The 17,521-nt window shown below is 65.9% G+C and carries 18 protein-coding genes; 13 read left to right on the top strand and 5 right to left on the bottom strand.

Translation table 11 applies throughout. The annotated features are described in order from the left end of the window. Nucleotides 1-228: 228 nt before the first annotated feature. Both FOS14_RS01935 and FOS14_RS01930 read left to right on the top strand, forming a co-directional pair. Nucleotides 229-1,308, top strand: a complete 1,080-nt coding sequence (locus tag FOS14_RS01935; RefSeq protein WP_143768551.1) for an alpha/beta hydrolase family protein — start codon at nt 229-231, stop codon at nt 1,306-1,308. A 22-nt stretch (nt 1,309-1,330) separates the two neighbouring features. Continuing rightward, nucleotides 1,331-2,410, top strand: a complete 1,080-nt coding sequence (locus FOS14_RS01930) for an alpha/beta hydrolase family protein (protein ID WP_143768550.1) — start codon at nt 1,331-1,333, stop codon at nt 2,408-2,410. Nucleotides 2,411-2,419: 9 nt separating this feature from the next. Here the strand turns inward: FOS14_RS01930 and FOS14_RS01925 are convergent, their stop codons facing one another. From FOS14_RS01925 to FOS14_RS01915, 3 genes are read right to left on the bottom strand one after another with little or no spacing between them, the layout of a single operon-like run. Then, nucleotides 2,420-3,268: an ABC transporter permease gene (locus tag FOS14_RS01925; protein ID WP_143768549.1), complete on the bottom strand. Its 849-nt coding sequence runs from the start codon at nt 3,266-3,268 to the stop codon at nt 2,420-2,422. Beyond that, a complete protein-coding gene (locus FOS14_RS01920; RefSeq protein WP_143768548.1) occupies nt 3,265-4,107 on the bottom strand; it encodes an ABC transporter permease in 843 nt (280 codons plus the stop codon). Before FOS14_RS01920 ends, FOS14_RS01925 begins: the two co-directional genes overlap by 4 nt. Next, on the bottom strand, nt 4,104-5,072 hold the full coding sequence (locus tag FOS14_RS01915) for an ATP-binding cassette domain-containing protein (protein ID WP_143768547.1): 969 nt from the start codon (nt 5,070-5,072) through the stop codon (nt 4,104-4,106). Before FOS14_RS01915 ends, FOS14_RS01920 begins: the two co-directional genes overlap by 4 nt. A gap of 334 nt (nt 5,073-5,406) precedes the next feature. On the opposite strand from FOS14_RS01915, the gene FOS14_RS01910 reads away from it, so the two are divergent. Continuing rightward, on the top strand, nt 5,407-6,945 hold the full coding sequence (locus FOS14_RS01910; RefSeq protein ID WP_143768546.1) for an aldehyde dehydrogenase family protein: 1,539 nt from the start codon (nt 5,407-5,409) through the stop codon (nt 6,943-6,945). Here FOS14_RS01910 and FOS14_RS01905 read toward each other — a convergent pair. Continuing rightward, complete coding sequence (locus tag FOS14_RS01905) at nt 6,942-8,159, bottom strand: TetR/AcrR family transcriptional regulator (RefSeq protein WP_143768545.1); 1,218 nt, start codon at nt 8,157-8,159, stop codon at nt 6,942-6,944. The genes FOS14_RS01910 and FOS14_RS01905 overlap by 4 nt on opposite strands. Before the next feature lie 180 nt (nt 8,160-8,339). On the opposite strand from FOS14_RS01905, the gene FOS14_RS01900 reads away from it, so the two are divergent. The 4 genes from FOS14_RS01900 to FOS14_RS01885 all read left to right on the top strand — a co-directional run bounded on the left by FOS14_RS01900 (nt 8,340) and on the right by FOS14_RS01885 (nt 12,778). Next, complete coding sequence (locus tag FOS14_RS01900; RefSeq protein ID WP_185981565.1) at nt 8,340-9,332, top strand: nitronate monooxygenase family protein; 993 nt, start codon at nt 8,340-8,342, stop codon at nt 9,330-9,332. Between the two features lie 2 nt (nt 9,333-9,334). Continuing rightward, complete coding sequence (locus tag FOS14_RS01895) at nt 9,335-10,114, top strand: enoyl-CoA hydratase (RefSeq protein ID WP_143768544.1); 780 nt, start codon at nt 9,335-9,337, stop codon at nt 10,112-10,114. Nucleotides 10,115-10,188: 74 nt separating this feature from the next. Then, entirely contained in the window at nt 10,189-11,700 is a 1,512-nt protein-coding gene (gene fadD5, locus FOS14_RS01890) for a fatty-acid--CoA ligase FadD5 (RefSeq protein WP_370512148.1), read from the top strand. Nucleotides 11,701-11,725: 25 nt separating this feature from the next. Continuing rightward, on the top strand, nt 11,726-12,778 hold the full coding sequence (locus tag FOS14_RS01885; RefSeq protein ID WP_143768543.1) for an SDR family oxidoreductase: 1,053 nt from the start codon (nt 11,726-11,728) through the stop codon (nt 12,776-12,778). Here the strand turns inward: FOS14_RS01885 and FOS14_RS01880 are convergent. Beyond that, nucleotides 12,760-13,920, bottom strand: a complete 1,161-nt coding sequence (locus tag FOS14_RS01880; RefSeq protein ID WP_143768542.1) for a lycopene cyclase family protein — start codon at nt 13,918-13,920, stop codon at nt 12,760-12,762. The genes FOS14_RS01885 and FOS14_RS01880 overlap by 19 nt on opposite strands. Before the next feature lie 494 nt (nt 13,921-14,414). On the opposite strand from FOS14_RS01880, the gene rpsJ reads away from it, so the two are divergent. Genes rpsJ through rpsS form a run of 6 tightly spaced genes read left to right on the top strand, consistent with a single transcriptional unit; the run spans nt 14,415 to nt 17,515 of the window. Next, nucleotides 14,415-14,720 carry a 30S ribosomal protein S10 gene (rpsJ, locus tag FOS14_RS01875; protein WP_003938093.1) on the top strand — a complete coding sequence of 102 codons (306 nt, stop codon included), beginning with the start codon at nt 14,415-14,417 and terminating at the stop codon, nt 14,718-14,720. A gap of 14 nt (nt 14,721-14,734) precedes the next feature. Beyond that, nucleotides 14,735-15,406 carry a 50S ribosomal protein L3 gene (gene rplC / locus FOS14_RS01870; protein WP_143768541.1) on the top strand — a complete coding sequence of 224 codons (672 nt, stop codon included), beginning with the start codon at nt 14,735-14,737 and terminating at the stop codon, nt 15,404-15,406. Then, nucleotides 15,403-16,071: a 50S ribosomal protein L4 gene (gene rplD, locus FOS14_RS01865; protein ID WP_143768540.1), complete on the top strand. Its 669-nt coding sequence runs from the start codon at nt 15,403-15,405 to the stop codon at nt 16,069-16,071. The genes rplC and rplD overlap by 4 nt, the downstream gene beginning before the upstream one ends. Before the next feature lie 5 nt (nt 16,072-16,076). Further along, nucleotides 16,077-16,382: a 50S ribosomal protein L23 gene (gene rplW, locus FOS14_RS01860; RefSeq protein WP_143768539.1), complete on the top strand. Its 306-nt coding sequence runs from the start codon at nt 16,077-16,079 to the stop codon at nt 16,380-16,382. Beyond that, entirely contained in the window at nt 16,382-17,218 is an 837-nt protein-coding gene (rplB, locus tag FOS14_RS01855; protein WP_143768538.1) for a 50S ribosomal protein L2, read from the top strand. The genes rplW and rplB overlap by 1 nt, the downstream gene beginning before the upstream one ends. 15 nt (nt 17,219-17,233) lie before the next feature. Beyond that, nucleotides 17,234-17,515, top strand: coding sequence for a 30S ribosomal protein S19 (gene rpsS / locus FOS14_RS01850; RefSeq protein ID WP_143768537.1), 282 nt, complete (start codon nt 17,234-17,236; stop codon nt 17,513-17,515). Nucleotides 17,516-17,521 lie beyond the last annotated feature (6 nt).

Below are 17,521 nucleotides of genomic sequence, written 5' to 3'. Positions count from 1 at the left end.
TGTTACGAAACATCGCGATGGAACGGTTACATATATAGATGACGCGACCGACAAGTTCGTTCTCCCGCGTCGACGGTTAGAGTTCCATCGGCTAACGATCAGGACACGACGCTGGCTGCGCCAGCCGCCGAGTTCGTGCTCGTGGTCGCCAACCGTCGGCGGGACGACGAGCGAAATCCGCCGGCACTGCTTGTGACCAGGGTGCCGCAACCGAGAGGGACCGACTTGATGACGTCAGCACGGCTGCGCAAGGCTGCAGCGAGGCTAGCTTCGGTCGCGACCCTGGCGGTTCTCGCGTTTCCCGTCCTCGCCACGGGCGCTGCGTCGGCGGACCCGGTATTCGACAAGAACGATGTACTGGCGAAGGTCACCGCACCGGATGGTTCCTACATCAGCCAGACCTATACGTTCCAGAATGCGGCCTTCGCGCAAAACCGCGGCCTGGCGATATTCGTGCACTCGACAGCAATGAACCTGGACATTCCCGTCGAGGTGCAGCGTCCCGACGACGTCAGCGCCCCGCGTCCCGTGCTGTATCTCCTCAACGGCGGCGGCGGTGGCGAGGACGGCGCCACGTGGCAGTTGCGCACCGATGTGATGAAGTTCCTCGGCGACAAGAAGGTGAATGTCGTCACCCCCATCGGGGGAAAGTTCAGCTACTACACGGACTGGCAGAGTCCGGACCCGGTCCTTGGCGTCAATAAGTGGAAGACGTTCCTGACCGAAGAGTTGCCGCCGATCATCAACGCGGCGCTGGGCACGAACGGCAAGAACGCGATTGCTGGGCTGTCGACGTCGGGTACGACGGTGTTGCAGCTGCCCGAGCAGGCGCCCGGCCTGTACCAGAGTGCGGCCGCCTACAGCGGGTGTGCGCAGATGAGTGACCCGCTCGGCCAGACCGCGGTCCGCGCGACGATCGACCTGTGGAGCAAGGGCGGCAATTCGGACAACATGTACGGCCCGCCGGGCGACCCCTTGTGGGCCGAGAACGACCCGGTGCTGCATGCGGACAAGTTGCGCGGCGTCGCCCTCTACATCTCCTCCGGCAACGGCGTTCCCGGCAAGTATGACGTGATGAACGGCCCCTACATGCAGCCGGGTGTAGCCGGATATGCCGCCCAAACCGGACTCGGCGGTGGAATCGAATCCGTGACGGACTACTGCTCGCATAACCTGCAACAGCGGCTTAACGCGCTGAACATTCCGGCGACTTTCCACTTCCCGCCGTATGGCACGCACAGCTGGGGCTACTGGCAGGACGAGCTGAAGAACTCCTGGCCGGTCCTCTCCGCGCCACTGGGAATCTAAGGACCTGAGGGGGGATCGACACATGACATCGACCACGAGCAAGGCCATCGCAGCCCGGCTGGGATTCGTCGCGGCCATGACGTTGCTAGCGTTTCCGGCCTTCGGCGGGGGGTCCGCCGCAGCCGCTTCCGATCCGATCTACGACAAGCAAGACGTGCTCGCCAAAGTGACGTCCGCCGATGGATCGCACATCAGCAGGGTCAAGTTCTTCCAGGATCCGACATTCGCCCACGGCCGCGGGATCGCCCTGTACGTGTACTCGGCCGCGATGAACAAGGACATCCCCCTCGAGATTCAGCGGCCGGACGATGTGAGCAAGCCGCGACCGGTGCTGTACCTGCTCAACGGCGGCGGCGGCGGCGAAGACGGTGCAATCTGGCAGAACCAGACGAACGTGATGCCCTGGCTGGCCGACAAAAAAGTCAATGTCGTCACCCCGATCGGCGGCGCCTACAGCTACTACACCGACTGGATTCGGCCCGACCCGGTGCTCGGCGTCAACGAATGGAAGACGTTCCTGACCGAAGAGTTGCCGCCGATCATCAACGCCGCGCTCGGCACCAACGGCAAGAATTCGATCGCCGGGTTGTCCATGTCCGGCACGAGCGTGCTGCAGTTGCCGGAGCAGGCGCCGGGACTGTATGAAAGCGCGGCGGCCTACAGCGGTTGTGCGCAGACCAGCGACCCGCTCGGCCAGGCGGCTGTGCGCTTCCTGGTCGAGGGACGCGGCCGTGGGAACACCGACAACATGTGGGGTCCGCCGACCGATCCGCTCTGGCGGGAGAACGACCCGGTGATTCACGCGGACAAACTGCGGGGCGTCACTTTGTACATCTCGTCGGGCAGTGGTTTGCCCGGCAAGTACGACGTGGGGCCGCAGGCAGACCCAGGGCCGGACGGAATCGTCGCGCAGATCACCGTCGGTGGCGGCATCGAAGCCGTCACGCGCGTCTGCTCGTTGAACCTGCAGAAGCGGCTCAACGAACTCGACATTCCGGCGACCTACAATTTCCCGCCGTCCGGCACGCACAGCTGGAAGTACTGGCAGGACGACTTGAAGGACTCCTGGCCAGTGATCAGCGCGCCGCTCGGGATCGAGTGAGTGGGAGCTCTATTCTCCGCCCTGCTCTGCCGCCGCGCGGTAGCCGCGCACCGCTGGGTAGGTGAACACCACCACCAACCCGACACACCACGCGACGGTCTTCAGCAGCGGTTCTTGGACCGGACCCCCCAGCGATAACCCGCGCATCGCCTCGATGGCGCACGACATCGGCTGGTTGGCCACCGTGCTCTGCAGCCACGTGGGGTAGGCGAGCACCGGCACGAACCCGGAGTTGAAAAACATCAGCAGGGTGATCAGCAAGCCGGTCAATTCCACCAACCGCGCGCCGCCGGAAACGGTTGCCATTGCCGTGATGGGCAACGCGAAGGCGACGCCGAACAGCACCGGCAACAAAACCAACGCCACGCCGGCAAAGAATCCCTGGTGGAACCTGAACCCGAGAATCACGCCGGTGAGCATCACCACGATCGAGGTGGTCAACACCCGCAGCGCCTCGGCGAGTAGCCGTCCCGCCAGCCCGGAGGCGCGGTGGACGGGCATGGTCGCGAAGCGACTGAGCAGTCCCGTCCGTCGCTCCACGTTGAGGTAGATGCCGCTGACTGTGGCACCGGTCATCGCGCCGACCAGCATGATCATCGGCACCTGACCGTAGACGCTGGGCATACCGGTCGCCATGGTGATGGAATCGCCCAGGACGATCTTGAACATCACCAGCGTCAGCGCCGGGAACGCGAGTGCCTGCGCGAGCGTCGGTATGTCGCGCAGCCAGGTGATCACCAGGCGCTTGCATTGCACAACGCTCTGCTCGGCCAGCGCGATGATGGAGTTTTCACTCCGGATCCGCTCCGCCGCGGGCAGCGCGAGGGCGCTAGTCCGGGTCGTATCCACAGCAGTCATCCGCGCCGTCCATTCACCCACACCGCAAACGGCGTGAACACCAAGAATCCGAGTCCCAACCAGATCAGTGACGGCCAGAGCACATGAAAGCTCACGCCATGTTCGGCCATGTCACGCATCGACACCGAAAACTGCGAGATCGGCTGGTTGCGGACGAACGGACGGATCCAGTGCGGAAAGCCCGTTTCCGGCACAAATCCCGTCGACAACATGCCGAAGATGATCACCGGCAACGTCAGCGCTTGGCTGAGTGCCTCGGGGCTCTTCGTATAAGAACCCAGTCCGTCGGCACCGATGGACAGCATGGTGCCGACCGCGAGCGAGAACGCGCAGAACAACACCGCCTGCCCGAACCCGGCCACGAATCGGAAGCCGATGGCGTATCCGTACAGCAACGCAGCGATGAGCGAAATGATCGAGCGGATCACACCGCTGACAATTCGGGCCCCGAACGGGGCCAGCGCGGAGATGGGCATCGTGCGCATGCGGTCCGACAACCCGCTGGCTGCCTCGTACGCCGACCGCAACGCCACCGAATTCATCGTGAACGACATTGTGTTCAGCACGATGATCGGCATGACGAATTGCGCATAATCGATCCCCTGGAACTTCATCACGTACCGCAAGGGCAGATAGAAGCCGAGCGTGAAGATGAGCGGAGTGATGATCGCGACCGGCAGTTCGGTCTTGACCATGACGGCGAGGATTCGCGCAGTCAGCGCCCACCACTGCTGCAGCCCGGAAACCTTCGGCGGCGGCGACTCCGACCAGCCGAGACGCACATCGGACGGCACCTGTCCATCGGTGAGGGGCGCGGTCAGCGCCGGCGGTTCGCTCATACGTGGCTGCCCGCGTGACCGGTGATGGCCAGGAAGACGTCATCGAGGGACGGCCGGCGCAGCGCGATATCGGCGATGCGCACACCCGCTGTGTCGAGCCGGCGCACCGCCACGGCCAGCGTGGCCGCGCCGTCGGGGGCGGGCACCGACACCCGATCGGCGCCGGCAGTCAGCGCTTCATTGCGGACGTCCGCCGGGACGAGGTCGCCGAGCGCGTCGAGGGTGCGACGCAGATCGGCCAGCTGCAGCGGGACCACCTCACAGAAGCTGCCGCCGGTGCGTTCCTTCAGTTCATCGGCGGTGCCTTCGGCGATCACCGACCCCTTGTCGATGACGACGATCTTGTCGCTGAGGACGTCGGCCTCTTCCAGGTACTGGGTGGTGAGCAGGACCGTGATGCCCTGATCCTTGAGTGCGTTGACCAGCGACCACACCGACTGGCGGCTGCGCGGGTCCAGCCCGGTGGACGGCTCGTCGAGATAGACGACCTCCGGGCGAACGACGAGTCCGCAGGCCAGGTCGACGCGGCGCCGCATGCCGCCGGAATAGCCGTTGACCGGGCGGCGACCGGCGCTGACCAAGTCGAATTGTTCGAGCAATTCGTCCGCACGACGCCGTGCGGCGGCCTTCGGAAGGCCCATGAGCCGGCCGAAGAGTTCGAGGTTCTCGCGACCGGACAGGTTCTCGTCCAGCGCGGCGTACTGGCCAGTCATCATGATCGAACGCCGCACCGCCGCGGCGTCGCTGACCACGTCGTGGCCGGCCACGACCGCTCGGCCGCGGTCCGGGCGCAGCAGTGTGGACAGCACCTTCACAGTGGTGGTCTTGCCGGCGCCGTTGGGGCCCAGCACGCCGAGGACTGTGCCGCGTTCGGCAGTGAACGTCACCCCACGCAGGGCGTGGACGTCGCCGAACGACTTTTCGATGCCCTCGACCACTACGGCGGCGTCAGTGGATCCAGCCATCGCTTCCCATCTCCTTGGTGACGCTGCCCGGGGAGTGTCACCACCCCGGGAGAATCGTCGGATTTCCTACAGCGTCGGTCGAGGCGATGCTACCTGGACACCACGTCACGGCTGCCGTATGAGATCCGTCGGCGAGCGGCGCCACGATTCTGAACCGAGTGGCTTGTCTGCGGGCGCGCAATGAAACCACAACGCCCATCACCTAATTGAGGTAATTGGGGCAGATGTGGCCAAGATAACGACTCAGGAGCGATTGCCGTCCTTCACATATATTTGACGCGAGGCCCAAAGCAGCGCCCGGATCACCACCCCACGACGCTCGGAGGGAGACCACATGGCTGAAACGGTGAACGGCACCGAGGCTCCCGATGCTCCCGCGACCGCGACGCCGTCCACTACCGGCACGCGGGTGTTGACGTCCTTCGACCCCCGCACCGGCGAGGTCACCGGCGACTACGCCCAAATGACCGCTAGCGAACTCACCCGCGCGGTTCGGGAGGCGCGATCCGCGCAGCAGTGGTGGGGCAACCTCGGTTTCTCGGGCCGCAAAAGATGGCTGCTCGACTGGAAGCGTTCCATCGCGCGATCGGCCAAGGATTTGGCCGAAGCGGTCGCCCAGGAAACCGGTAAGCCATACGGCGATGCGTATCTCGAGGTCATGCTCGCCGTAGAGCACCTCGACTGGGCGGCGCGTAATGCGCGTGACGTGCTCGGCCGGCACGGCGTGCACCGCGGACTGTTCGCCAAGAACCAGGTGGCCACCGTCGGTTACGAGCCCTATGGAGTGGTGGGGGTCATCGGGTCCTGGAACTATCCCGTCTTCAGCGCGCTGGGATCGATCGCCTACGCCATGGCCGCCGGCAACAGCGTCGTTTTCAAGCCGAGCGAACTCACACCCGGTGTCGGCACACAACTGGCGGAAAGCTGGAGCCGACTGGCGCCCAATCAGCCTGTGCTGCAAGCAGTCACCGGTGACGGGTCGACAGGCGCCGCCCTGTGCCGGTCGCGGGTGGACAAGATCGCGTTCACTGGGTCCACCGCGACAGCGCGCAAAGTCATGGCGGCCTGTGCGGATACCCTTACCCCGGTGACCATCGAGTCCGGCGGCAAGGACGCGATGATCGTGCACGTCGATGCGGACATCGAGCAGGCGGTGGAGGCCGCGCTGTTCGGCGCATTCGGCAACGCTGGGCAGACCTGCGCGGGCATCGAGCGGATCTACGTCGCGGAATCCGTGTACGACCGGTTCCTGCAGCAATTCGTCGCCGGTGCCAAGCGGTTGCGGCCCGGGGCCGACCGCACGGCCTCCTACGGTCCGATCACCAACGACGCGCAGATCGAGGTGATTCGCGAACACATCCGCGACGCCATCGCCCACGGCGCGACCGCTGCGTTGGGCGGACCGGAGTCGATCCGCGAGCCGTACGTCGAACCGGTCATCCTCACCGACGTGAGCGAGGACTCGCTCGCGGTCACCGCCGAAACGTTCGGCCCGGTGGCCGTCGTCAACAAGGTGAAGGACCTGTCCGACGCGGTCGCGCGGGCCAACGCGTCGGCCTATGGCCTCGGTGCCTCGATCTTCACCCGCGATCTGAAGACGGCGCAGCGCACGGCGGAGCGACTGCGGGCCGGTGTGGTCACGATCAACTCCGTACTCGGCTTTGCAGCCGTGCCGGAGTTGCCGTTCGGCGGTGTCGGCGATTCCGGATTCGGTCGGGTGCACGGTGCGGACGGGCTGCGCGAGTTCAGTCGGAGCAAGGCCATCGTGCGGCGCAAGTACAAGGGTCCGTTCGACCTGTTCACCCTCGATCGCAAGCCGCGGCATCTGCGTATCGCGCGCGCGGTCTTCAAGGCTCGTCACGCCCGCGGCTAGTTGCCGAATACCACCGCGTTCACCAGTTGCTGTACCCGGCGCACCGTTGCGGGGCGGCGGTCGAATCGGTTGAGTCGGCCGATGTCGACCACCACGCCCAGCGCGGCATGCACGCGCAGCCGAGCATCGACTGGATCGATACCCGTCTCGATGAGCAGGTGCACCCACTCCGCGACGTTTTGGCGCTGAATCGCGCGTAAATTGGATCGTTCGCTCTCGGGCAGGTTTCCGAACTCGGCGAAGTACACGGCAATGAGCTCCGGGCTGGCGAACGCCAACTCGACGTAGCGCTCGGCGAGTCGCTCGACTGCCTGGCGCGCATCACTGGATTCGGCAAGTGCGTCGGCGATCGATACCGCCAGCCTGTCGCCGGCCCGGTAAAACGCGGCCGCCAGCAGTTCGGCCTTGCTGGGGAAGTGCCGGTACACGCTCGAGGCGTTCATTCCGGCCGCGGCGCCGATTTCTTCGATACTCGTCTCGTGGTAGCCGCGGGCACTGAATATTTTGACGGCCTCGGTCAGCAGCACCTCGCGCTTGGCCGAGACGGTAAGTCCCGGTTCGCGCACGCGTGGCGGCTCGGCTGGGTCCGGTGGCGGCGGCAACTCGGTGGTGAGCACCTGCCAGGCCAGTTCGGCGACGATCGCCTCGAGTCGTTGCGCCGGTGCGGTCACGCGGTGCGCGGTGATGCTGCCGATCACGCTGAGTGCTGCGTTGGTGAGCAGTTGTGCGTCGGCGTCGGTCAGGTCCGGGCGTAGTCCGCGCAACGGCTTTTCCAGAGCGGCGTTGACGGCGTCGTAGATGCCGCGCAGCCGCTTGCGGTCCTCGGGTTCCAGGTAGCGCCGCTCCCAGCGGTACAGCCCGCCGCCGCGCCGGTTGTCGACGGTCGCGCCCACCAACCCGGCGATCACGCCGCGCAGCTGATCCGCCGGTTCGGCGCTCGAACCGTCGACTTGCGTTGTGCTGCTGAGCAATAGCTGCGCGCCAGTCTCGGCGCAGGCAACCAGCAGCGCGTATTTGTTCGGGAAATGGCGGTACATCGCCGGGCCGGAGATGCCGAGTTCGGCGGCGATCTCATCAACGCCGACTGGGTGGTAACCGCGTTCGGAAAAGGCGCGGGAGGCGACCTTGATGATTTGCGACTTTCGATCGCGCGGCCGCCGCCGCACCGGCGGTGATGTCGCGCCGGCGTCGCTGGTCGCCGAGTGCGCCTGCATCGCCCGCTCCTTCCATCGCCGTTTCGTGCTTCTTAGAGCCTGCCATCCGCGCGCGGCTCCCAACGGTGTGCCCCTGCTGATCGCCCGTTGTTGACAGTCGCGAACGTTGCCCATAAGTTAACCACAATTCGCAAGGATGTGTGGTTAGCGGACGACGTGTCGACAGAGAGGTCGGGCAAGATGTTGCGAACGCGGTTCACCGAAGTTTTCGGGGTCGAACATCCGATAGTGCAGGGCGGAATGATGTGGGTCGGCCGTGCCGAGTTGGTGGCGGCTGTCGCCAACGCGGGCGCCCTCGGATTCATCACGGCACTCACCCAACCCACGCCGGACGATCTGCGGCTCGAGATCGAGCGCTGCCGCGAACTGACCGACAAGCCGTTCGGGGTGAACCTGACCATCCTCCCGTCGATCACGCCGCCACCGTACGAGGAATACCGGCAGGCGATCATCGACAGCGGAGTGAAGATCGTCGAGATCGCGGGCGGCAACCCGGCGACGCATCTGCCGCACCTGAAGGACGCCGGCGTCAAGGTGTTGCACAAATGCACGAGTGTCAAGCACGCCATCAAGGCACAACAGGTTGGCGTCGACGGAGTCAGCATCGACGGGTTCGAATGCGCCGGCCACCCCGGTGAGAACGACATACCGGGGCTGATCTTGATTCCGGCCGCGGCCCGGCACCTGACGATTCCCATGATTGCCTCGGGCGGCATCGCCGATGCACAGGGACTGGTTGCCGCGCTCGCGCTCGGCGCCGACGGGGTGAACATGGGAACGCGCTTCATGTGCACCCAGGAATCACCGGTCGCCCAGCAGGTGAAGGAACAGATCGTCGCCAACAGCGAACTCGACACCCAGCTCATCTTCCGCACGCTGCGCAACACCGCCCGGGTTGCCGACAACGCCATCAGCCGCGAGGTCGTTGAAATCGAGAAGTCCGGTGGCGGCTTCGACGACATCCGCGACCTGGTCAGCGGCCAGCGCGGACGAAAGGTGTTCGAGAACGGCGATCTCGACGCCGGCATCTGGTCGGCCGGTCAATCGCAGGGCCTGATTCACGACATCCCAACGGTGGCGGAACTGGTCGAACGGATGGTCACCGAGGCCGAAGACATCATCACGGGCCGGCTTCGGGAAATCGTCGCCGAACCGATCGCCGTCAGGAGCTAGCAATGTCGGGAACCTCTTCTCTCACCGCTGGATTCGAGGTTGTTCGCGACGGTGCGATCGCGCGAGTGACCCTCACCAAACCGCACCGACTCAACGCGATCGATATGGACGCGATGATCGCGCTCGGCGATTGTTTCTCCGGATTCGCCGCCGACCCCACCGTCCGGGCGGTGATTCTGACCGGAGCAGGCAAGGCCTTTTGTGCCGGGGCCGACCTAGCGGGCGACGAGCCGGATCACGAGCAAACCATGAACGCCGCCAACCGGATGGTGCGCTCGATCATCGACTGTCCGGTTCCGGTGATCGCGCGGGTCAACGGTGCGGCCGCGGGGATCGGCGTTGCGCTGGCGCTCGCCTGCGACCTCGTCTATGCCAGTACGGACGCCTATCTGCTGTTGGCCTTCATCAACATCGGGTTGATGCCCGACGGCGGAGCCGCGGCGCTGGTGGCCGCGTCGGCGGGCCGGGCGCGGGCGAAGGAAATGGCGCTGCTGGGGGAGCGGCTGCCCGCAACGCAGGCGGTCGTCGACGGCATGGTCAACGCGGCGCTGCCGGCCGACGAACTGGACGCGCGGGTCGAGGCGGTGGCAGCCAAACTCGCCAACGGGCCCCGACGCGCGCAAGAGCTGACCAAAGCGGCCTTGAACCGGGCAAGCTTGAGTGTGTTCGGCGAGGTTCTTGTCGAGGAGAAGCGCGGACAGATCGAGTTGCTCGGCTCGGCCGATTTCCGGGAGGGCGTCGACGCGCTGTTCGCCAAGCGTAAGGCGGTGTTTGGGCAGTGAATGAACTCGTGCGGAAGAACGCCACCGAGCAACCGCTGCGGGCCCGGCGCAATCACTGGAACAACCAGGTCGAGATGCACGCCGAGATGCGGCCGGACCAGGTGGCGCTTCGCTACCGCGGCGCGAACACGACGTGGCGGCAACTGCACGAGCGGTCGGAATCGCTCGCCGATGCCCTGGCCCGCCGCGGCGTCGGCTTCGGCGACCGGGTGTTGATTGTGCTGCTCAACCATCCCGAATACGTCGAGGCCGTGCTGGCCATCAATGCGCTCGGTGCGATAGCGGTGCCGGTCAACTTTCGGCTGACCCCGCCGGAACTCGGCTACATCGTCGCCGACAGCGGGGCGCGGGCGGTCATCACCGAGGCTGCGCTCGCGCCCCTGGTCGCGGCGGTGCGTGGCGGGGAGACTTCGCTCGAGTTCACGGTGGTGCTCGGCGCCGAACCGATCGGCGATGCCCTCGCCTATGAGTCGCTGGTCGCCGAACTCGGTGACAAGCACTCGCCGCTCGATATTCCCGAGGACACGCCTGCACTGATCATGTACACCTCCGGGACCACCGGCAGCCCCAAGGGCGCGATCCTCTCGCACGGCAACATGCAGGGTCAGGCGTTCACCTGCATCCGGGCTCTGCAGACGGCCCCGGACAGCATCTACTTCTGCGCGGCGCCGCTGTTCCACATCGCCGGGCTGGGCAGCATCGCCCCGAACCTGGTGCTCGGAATCACCACGGTCATTCATCCGTTGGGCGCGTTCAACGCCTCCGAGACGCTGGACGCCTGGGAGCGCGAGCAAGCGACCTCGGTGTTCCTCGTACCGGCCCAATGGCAGGTTATCTGCGCGGATCCGACTGTGCGCCAACGCGATTTGAAGCTGCGCGTCATCAGTTGGGGTGCGGCGCCGGCGTCGGACACGGTGCTGCGCGCGATGTCGGAGACCTTCCCGGACGCGCTGAACGTCGCGGTGTTCGGGCAGACCGAAATGTCGCCGATCACCTGCGTCCTCGACGGGACGGACGCCATCCGGAAGCTCGGTTCGGTCGGCAAGCCGATCCCGACGATCGCCACCCGGATCGTCGACGACGAGATGAACGACGTCGCGCCTGGCGAGGTCGGGGAAATTGTCTACCGCGGGCCTACGCTGATGCAGGGCTACTGGAACAAACCGGAGGCCACCGCCGAGGCGTTCGCCGGCGGGTGGTTCCACTCCGGCGACCTGGTGCGACAGGACGAGGAAGGCTTCATCTACGTCGTCGACCGCAAGAAGGACATGATCATTTCCGGCGGCGAGAACATCTACTGCGCTGAGGTGGAAAACGTGCTGTTCGCGCACCCGAAAATCCGCGAGGCCGCGGTGATCGGGCGTACCGACGAGAAGTGGGGCGAGGTGCCGGTGGCTGTGGTCGCGCTCGCCGACGGCGCGGACCTGACGCTCGCGGAGTTGGAGCCTTTCCTCAACGAAAACCTGGCCCGCTACAAGCACCCCAAAGAGCTCGTCATCGTCGACGAATTGCCGCGCAACGCCAGCGGCAAGGTCGTAAAGGGACAATTACGGATGAGTCAAGGTGCGGCGAGCCTAGGCGGGTGAGCCGGTGCGTTACTAGGGTGAACCAATGGCATACCTGGTAACCGGCGCAACCGGTTTCATCGGTCGATTCCTTGTTCCGGAGCTCTTGCGTCGCGGCGAGGACGTGCACGTTCTCGTCCGCGCGGGGTCGGAGCGAAAGCTTGCGAACCGGGCGGCGCAGTGGGGTTCACCCGAACTGGTCCATCCCGTGGTGGGCGACTTGGCCCAACCGGCGCTGGGAATCGACCGGGAGTGGATCGATGAGCACCGCGGTCGGATCGATCGAATGTTCCACCTGGCGGCCATCTACGACATGACTGCCTCCGACGAGGACAACGAGCGGCTCAACAACGGCGGCACCCGCAACGCGGTCGAGGTCGCCAACAGGCTGGAAGTCGGATCGCTGCACCACACGTCGTCGGTGGCGGCCGCGGGCCTCTACGAGGGCGTGTTTACCGAGGACATGTTCGACGAGGGCCAGGAACTGCCCTCGCCGTATCACCGCACCAAGTTCGAATCGGAGCGGATAGTCCGGCGCGAATGTGCGCGGCCGTGGCGGGTGTACCGGCCCTCCATCGTGGTCGGGCACTCCAAGACGGGCGAGATGGACAAGATCGACGGTCCGTACTACTTCTTCCGGGCGCTGCGGGCGGCGGGTCGCATCCCGAACCGGATACCGCTGCTGGTGCCCGATCTCGGGGAAACCAACGTGGTGCCGGTGGACTATGTCGCCAAGGCCATGGACCAGATCGCGCATGTTCCCGACCTCGACGGTTGCGCCTTTCACCTGGTGAACCCAGAACCGCAGAAAACCATCGACGTGATGAACCTGTTCGCCGACGAGGCGAGCGCCCCGCACCTGCGCGCCGTACTGCCGCATCCCGCGATGACGCTGGCCATGCGGATTCCGGGGGTTCAGCGGATTGTCGCGCCGGCGCTCGGCGTGCCGGCCGAAGTCATCGAGCACACCGAGTTCACGTGCCGGTTCGACTCCACCAGAACGGTCGCTGCGCTCGCCGGAACGGATGTTTCGGTGCCACCGATCGAGAGCTACGCGGGCGAGTTGTGGCGCTACTGGCTCTACAACCTCGCCGACTGATCCCAGCGATGGCGGTTGGTCCAGCCGACCAGGTCGAAGCGCCAGTGGAACGGCCAGGTGTGCGCGACGGTGGAAACAAGCACCGCGGCAAGCCCAATTGCGTCGTCATGTTGGGAGAGCAGCGCTGCTTGACCGCGCGGTGAGGCTGTGAAGAAGGACTCGAACATCGCCCGCGACTGCGGCGTGGTCAGTCGGCCTAATCCGTTGAGCCCGCGCATGCGCATCCAATAGACGAGTCGCGCATTCGTGGTCCAGAGCTTGCGCACGGCATCGTCGCCGGTTTGCAGCGCATCGATCAGGGTGTCGGCCAACGCGAGCGAATCGGCGACGCTGTAGCCGGTACATGGGTGCATCATGCCGCCGCGCGAGCCGAAGGGGATCGGTTGGTTGCGGTGCCGCCGCCTCGGTGGCGCCTGATCTAAGGGATAGTGCGCGGCCTCGCTGGGCTCGTCGCCGGTGAGCGCGATGCCGTGCGCGGCGAGGCGGTTGACGGTGCGGCGCCGCAGCTCCTTCTGTGACATGCCGCCGTGCAGTCCGAGGCTGGTTTCTTCGAAGATCACCGTGCCGTCTCCGATCGGCACCGCATAGAGGAAGGACGGTGGCTCATCGGGACCGGCGCCGTTTTCGTCGCGCCAGTCCAGCAGCAGGCCTTCACCCGCACCGACGAACCCGGCGGCGCGGTCGGCGTCGACGAAGATGCCGTGCGCGCTCGCGGCTGGTCGGTTCTGGGTGGGCGGCAGACCGCGGGCATCGATGACGGCCGCCGCGCGAACGGTCCGACCATCGGCGGTCTCCACGAGGTGGCCCTCGACCCGAGCCGCGCGGCCGGCGATCACGGTCGCGCCGTCGATGGGCATGGCCGCACGCAACAGCGGCTTGGACAGCACGGCGTACGGGCGGTCGATCCGGTGCTCGGCGTTGGCATGCACGGTCGGCTTGTCGATCCGCGAGGCGATGACGCGACGGGGCAGCCAGCCGGGCAGTTCATCGATCCAGCAGGAGTAGGTCGGGCCCCAGAGCCGGTCCGGGCGCGGGTCGATGGCCGTCACGGTCAGCCCGGCCGAAAGCGCCCGGTGTGCGACGGCTTGGCCGGTGGGTCCGAGTCCGACGACGCAGACATCCACCTCGTTGGTGTTGGTCATCCGTCCATTCAACCGTGCCTGCGCAGTGCATGCGCTTGGGCCTCGGCCGCGGGTGTTGAGGCGGATTTGAACTCACCGAGGCGCTGCGGCATACTGTTCGGGTTGCCTTGAGCCGGGCACGCCTTCGTGTGGGCTCACTCAGGTGCGAATTGCAGGACCACGAGCAGTAACCCAGCGTTCTTTCGAGCGCATCCGGGACACGTTTGGATGCCCACCGAGTCGATCGGAGGAGGGCTGAAGAATGTGCGGAAAGGCGACACGCCCGACCGCGTGGACCGGAGAACCATGACAGGTGAACAGCGGCGAGCGGATCGATGACCCCGTGTGGGTGTCGGCCGCCGGGCGTTGCTCTCCGACCAGCCAGGTCATGGGCCGGTAGCTGCACGAGATTGTGCTAGACGAGTAGGCCCGGCGGTACGAGCCGGTGGGCCTATTTCTTCAAGACGGGCTCCCGCGTCAGCGGGACCAACAGCGGCAAGAAAAGGACACTCAGCGTGGCGGGACAAAAGATCCGCATCAGGCTCAAGGCCTACGACCACGAGGCGATCGACGCGTCCGCGCGCAAGATCGTCGAGACGGTGACCCGCACGGGCGCCCGGGTCGTCGGACCGGTGCCGTTGCCCACCGAAAAGAACGTGTACTGCGTCATCCGTTCGCCGCACAAGTACAAGGACTCGCGCGAGCACTTCGAGATGCGCACGCACAAGCGGCTGATCGACATCCTCGACCCGACGCCCAAGACGGTTGACGCCCTCATGCGCATCGACCTGCCGGCCAGCGTCGACGTGAACATTCAGTGAGCCGGGGACCAGGAATGAGCGAGAACAACAACAAGGTGAGGCCTGCGAAGGGCATCGTCGGCACCAAGCTCGGCATGACGCAGGTCTTCGACGCCAACAACCGCGTCGTTCCGGTGACCGTCGTCAAGGCGGGCCCGAACGTCGTCACCCAGGTTCGTACCGAAGAGCGCGACGGTTACAGCGCCGTGCAACTGGCCTTCGGCGCGATCGACCCGCGCAAGGTGAACAAGCCGGTCGGCGGCCACTTCGCCAAGGCCGGCGTCACCCCGCGCCGCCACATCGTGGAGATTCGGCTCGCGGACGCAGGCAGCTACGAGGTGGGCCAGGAAGTCACCGCCGACGTGTTCGAGGACGGCGCGTTCGTCGACGTCACGGGCACCAGCAAGGGCAAGGGCTTCGCTGGAACCATGAAGCGCCACGGCTTCGCCGGTCAGGGCGCCAGCCACGGTGCTCAGGCCGTGCACCGTCGGCCCGGTTCCATCGGCGGCTGCGCCACGCCGGGCCGCGTGTTCAAGGGCACCCGGATGTCGGGACGCATGGGTAACGACCGCGTCACCACGCAGAACCTGTCGGTCTACAAGGTGGACGCCGAAAACGGGATTCTGCTGATCAAGGGTGCGATCCCGGGCCGCAAGGGTGGCCTGGTGGTCGTCAAGAGCGCAGCGAAGGGTGGTGCACGAGCATGACGAGCACCGAGACGAAGCTCAAGCTCGACGTGAAAGCGCCGGGCGGCAAGACCAACGGCACCGTCGAACTGCCGGCCGAGATCTTCGACGTCACCGCGAACATCGCGCTGATGCACCAGGTTGTGGTGGCTCAGCTCGCCGCGGCACGGCAGGGCACGCACTCGACCAAGACCCGCGGCGAGGTCCGCGGTGGTGGTCGCAAGCCGTACCGCCAGAAGGGCACCGGCCGCGCGCGCCAGGGTTCGACCCGCGCACCGCAGTTCACCGGTGGTGGCACCGTGCACGGCCCGCAGCCGCGTGACTACAGCCAGCGCACTCCCAAGAAGATGAAGGCCGCCGCGCTGCGTGGTGCCCTCTCGGACCGGGCGCGCAACGAGCGCATCCACGTGATCACCGAGCTCGTCGCCGGTCAGACGCCGTCCACGAAGAACGCCAAGTCGTTCCTCGGTGAGCTGTCGGACCGTCGCAAGTTCCTGCTCGTGGTGGGCCGCGATGACGTGACCGCGTGGAAGAGTGCGCGCAACCTGCCGGACGTGCACATTCTGGCCCCGGACCAGCTCAACACCTACGACGTGCTCGACAGCGACGACGTGGTGTTCAGCGTGGAGGCGCTCAACGCGTTCATTCACGGGCCGGCTGAGTCTGCCCAGAAAGATGGGGAGTGATCCGAATGCCAACCATCGCTGATCCCCGCGACATCCTGCTCGCGCCGGTCATTTCCGAGAAGTCCTACGGGCTGATCGAGGAGGGCACCTACACCTTCCTGGTGCACCCGGATTCGAACAAGACGCAGATCAAGATCGCCGTGGAGAAGGTCTTCGGCGTGAAGGTCACCAGCGTCAACACCGCCAACCGTCAGGGCAAGCGCAAGCGGACCCGGTTCGGCTACGGCAAGCGCAAGAACACCAAGCGCGCGCTCGTGACCATCTCGGCCGACAGCAAGCCCATCGAGATCTTCGGAGGACCGGTCGCGTAATGGCTATCCGTAAATACAAGCCGACAACACCGGGCCGTCGTGGCGCCAGTGTGTCGGACTTCGCCGAGATCACCCGGTCCACCCCGGAAAAGTCGCTGATCCGTCCGCTGAGCAAGTCCGGCGGCCGCAACGCGCACGGCCGGATCACCACCCGGCACCGCGGTGGCGGTCACAAGCGGGCCTACCGGCTGATCGACTTCCGCCGCAACGACAAGGACGGCATCCCGGCCAAGGTCGCGCACATCGAGTACGACCCCAACCGCACCGCCCGCATCGCGTTGCTGCACTACGCCGACGGCGAGAAGCGCTACATCATCGCGCCGAAGGACCTGGTGCAGGGCGCCCGTGTCGAGTCCGGCCCGACCGCCGACATCAAGCCCGGCAACAACCTGCCGCTGCGCAACATCCCGACCGGTACCACCGTGCACAACGTGGAACTGCGTCCGGGCGGTGGCGCCAAGCTGGCCCGCGCCGCGGGCATGAGCATCCAGCTGCTCGGTAAGGAAGGCCCCTACGCCACGCTGCGTATGCCTTCCGGTGAAATCCGTCGCGTCGACGTGCGCTGCCGCGCCACGGTCGGCGAGGTCGGCAACGCCGAGCAGAGCAACATCAACTGGGGTAAGGCCGGCCGGATGCGCTGGAAGGGCAAGCGCCCGACCGTGCGTGGTGTGGTCATGAACCCGGTCGACCACCCGCACGGTGGTGGTGAGGGCAAGACCTCGGGTGGCCGCCACCCGGTGAGCCCGTGGGGTCAGCCGGAAGGCCGCACCCGCAAGCCGAACCGTCCGAGTGACAAGCTGATCGTCCGCCGCCGTCGTACCGGCAAGAAGCGCTAGAGGAGGAGGTAACAAATGCCACGCAGCCTGAAGAAGGGCCCGTTCGTCGACGACCACCTCCTTGCGAAGGTGGACGCCCAGAACGAGAAGAACACCAAGCAGGTCATCAAGACCTGGTCGCGTCGTTCCACGATCATCCCCGACTTCATCGGTCACACGTTTGCGGTCCACGATGGCCGCAAGCACGTGCCGGTGTTCGTTTCGGAGTCGATGGTGGGCCACAAGCTCGGTGAATTTGCGCCGACCCGCACGTTCAAGGGCCACATCAAGGATGACCGGAAGAGCAAGAGGCGGTAACGGAGA

The sequence above is a fragment of the Skermania sp. ID1734 genome, assembly GCF_007489285.1.
GTDB lineage: Bacteria > Actinomycetota > Actinomycetes > Mycobacteriales > Mycobacteriaceae > ID1734.
Note: the sequence above shows the minus strand (reverse complement) of the source record. Positions and strands in the feature narration are given on the sequence as shown.

Excerpts from the sequence above, each read along its gene's own strand:
- fadD5 (WP_370512148.1), top strand. The coding sequence starts at position 10,189 with ATGCACGCCGAGATGCGGCCGGACCAGGTGGCGCTTCGCTACCGCGGC.
- FOS14_RS01910 (WP_143768546.1), top strand. The coding sequence starts at position 5,407 with ATGGCTGAAACGGTGAACGGCACCGAGGCTCCCGATGCTCCCGCGACC.
- FOS14_RS01935 (WP_143768551.1), top strand. The coding sequence starts at position 229 with ATGACGTCAGCACGGCTGCGCAAGGCTGCAGCGAGGCTAGCTTCGGTC.
- rplW (WP_143768539.1), top strand. The coding sequence starts at position 16,077 with ATGCCAACCATCGCTGATCCCCGCGACATCCTGCTCGCGCCGGTCATT.
- FOS14_RS01920 (WP_143768548.1), bottom strand. The coding sequence starts at position 4,107 with ATGAGCGAACCGCCGGCGCTGACCGCGCCCCTCACCGATGGACAGGTG.
- rpsS (WP_143768537.1), top strand. The coding sequence starts at position 17,234 with ATGCCACGCAGCCTGAAGAAGGGCCCGTTCGTCGACGACCACCTCCTT.
- FOS14_RS01905 (WP_143768545.1), bottom strand. The coding sequence starts at position 8,159 with ATGCAGGCGCACTCGGCGACCAGCGACGCCGGCGCGACATCACCGCCG.
- rplB (WP_143768538.1), top strand. The coding sequence starts at position 16,382 with ATGGCTATCCGTAAATACAAGCCGACAACACCGGGCCGTCGTGGCGCC.
- FOS14_RS01925 (WP_143768549.1), bottom strand. The coding sequence starts at position 3,268 with ATGACTGCTGTGGATACGACCCGGACTAGCGCCCTCGCGCTGCCCGCG.
- rplC (WP_143768541.1), top strand. The coding sequence starts at position 14,735 with ATGAGCGAGAACAACAACAAGGTGAGGCCTGCGAAGGGCATCGTCGGC.
- rplD (WP_143768540.1), top strand. The coding sequence starts at position 15,403 with ATGACGAGCACCGAGACGAAGCTCAAGCTCGACGTGAAAGCGCCGGGC.
- FOS14_RS01900 (WP_185981565.1), top strand. The coding sequence starts at position 8,340 with ATGTTGCGAACGCGGTTCACCGAAGTTTTCGGGGTCGAACATCCGATA.
- FOS14_RS01895 (WP_143768544.1), top strand. The coding sequence starts at position 9,335 with ATGTCGGGAACCTCTTCTCTCACCGCTGGATTCGAGGTTGTTCGCGAC.
- FOS14_RS01880 (WP_143768542.1), bottom strand. The coding sequence starts at position 13,920 with ATGACCAACACCAACGAGGTGGATGTCTGCGTCGTCGGACTCGGACCC.
- FOS14_RS01915 (WP_143768547.1), bottom strand. The coding sequence starts at position 5,072 with ATGGCTGGATCCACTGACGCCGCCGTAGTGGTCGAGGGCATCGAAAAG.
- FOS14_RS01885 (WP_143768543.1), top strand. The coding sequence starts at position 11,726 with ATGGCATACCTGGTAACCGGCGCAACCGGTTTCATCGGTCGATTCCTT.
- FOS14_RS01930 (WP_143768550.1), top strand. The coding sequence starts at position 1,331 with ATGACATCGACCACGAGCAAGGCCATCGCAGCCCGGCTGGGATTCGTC.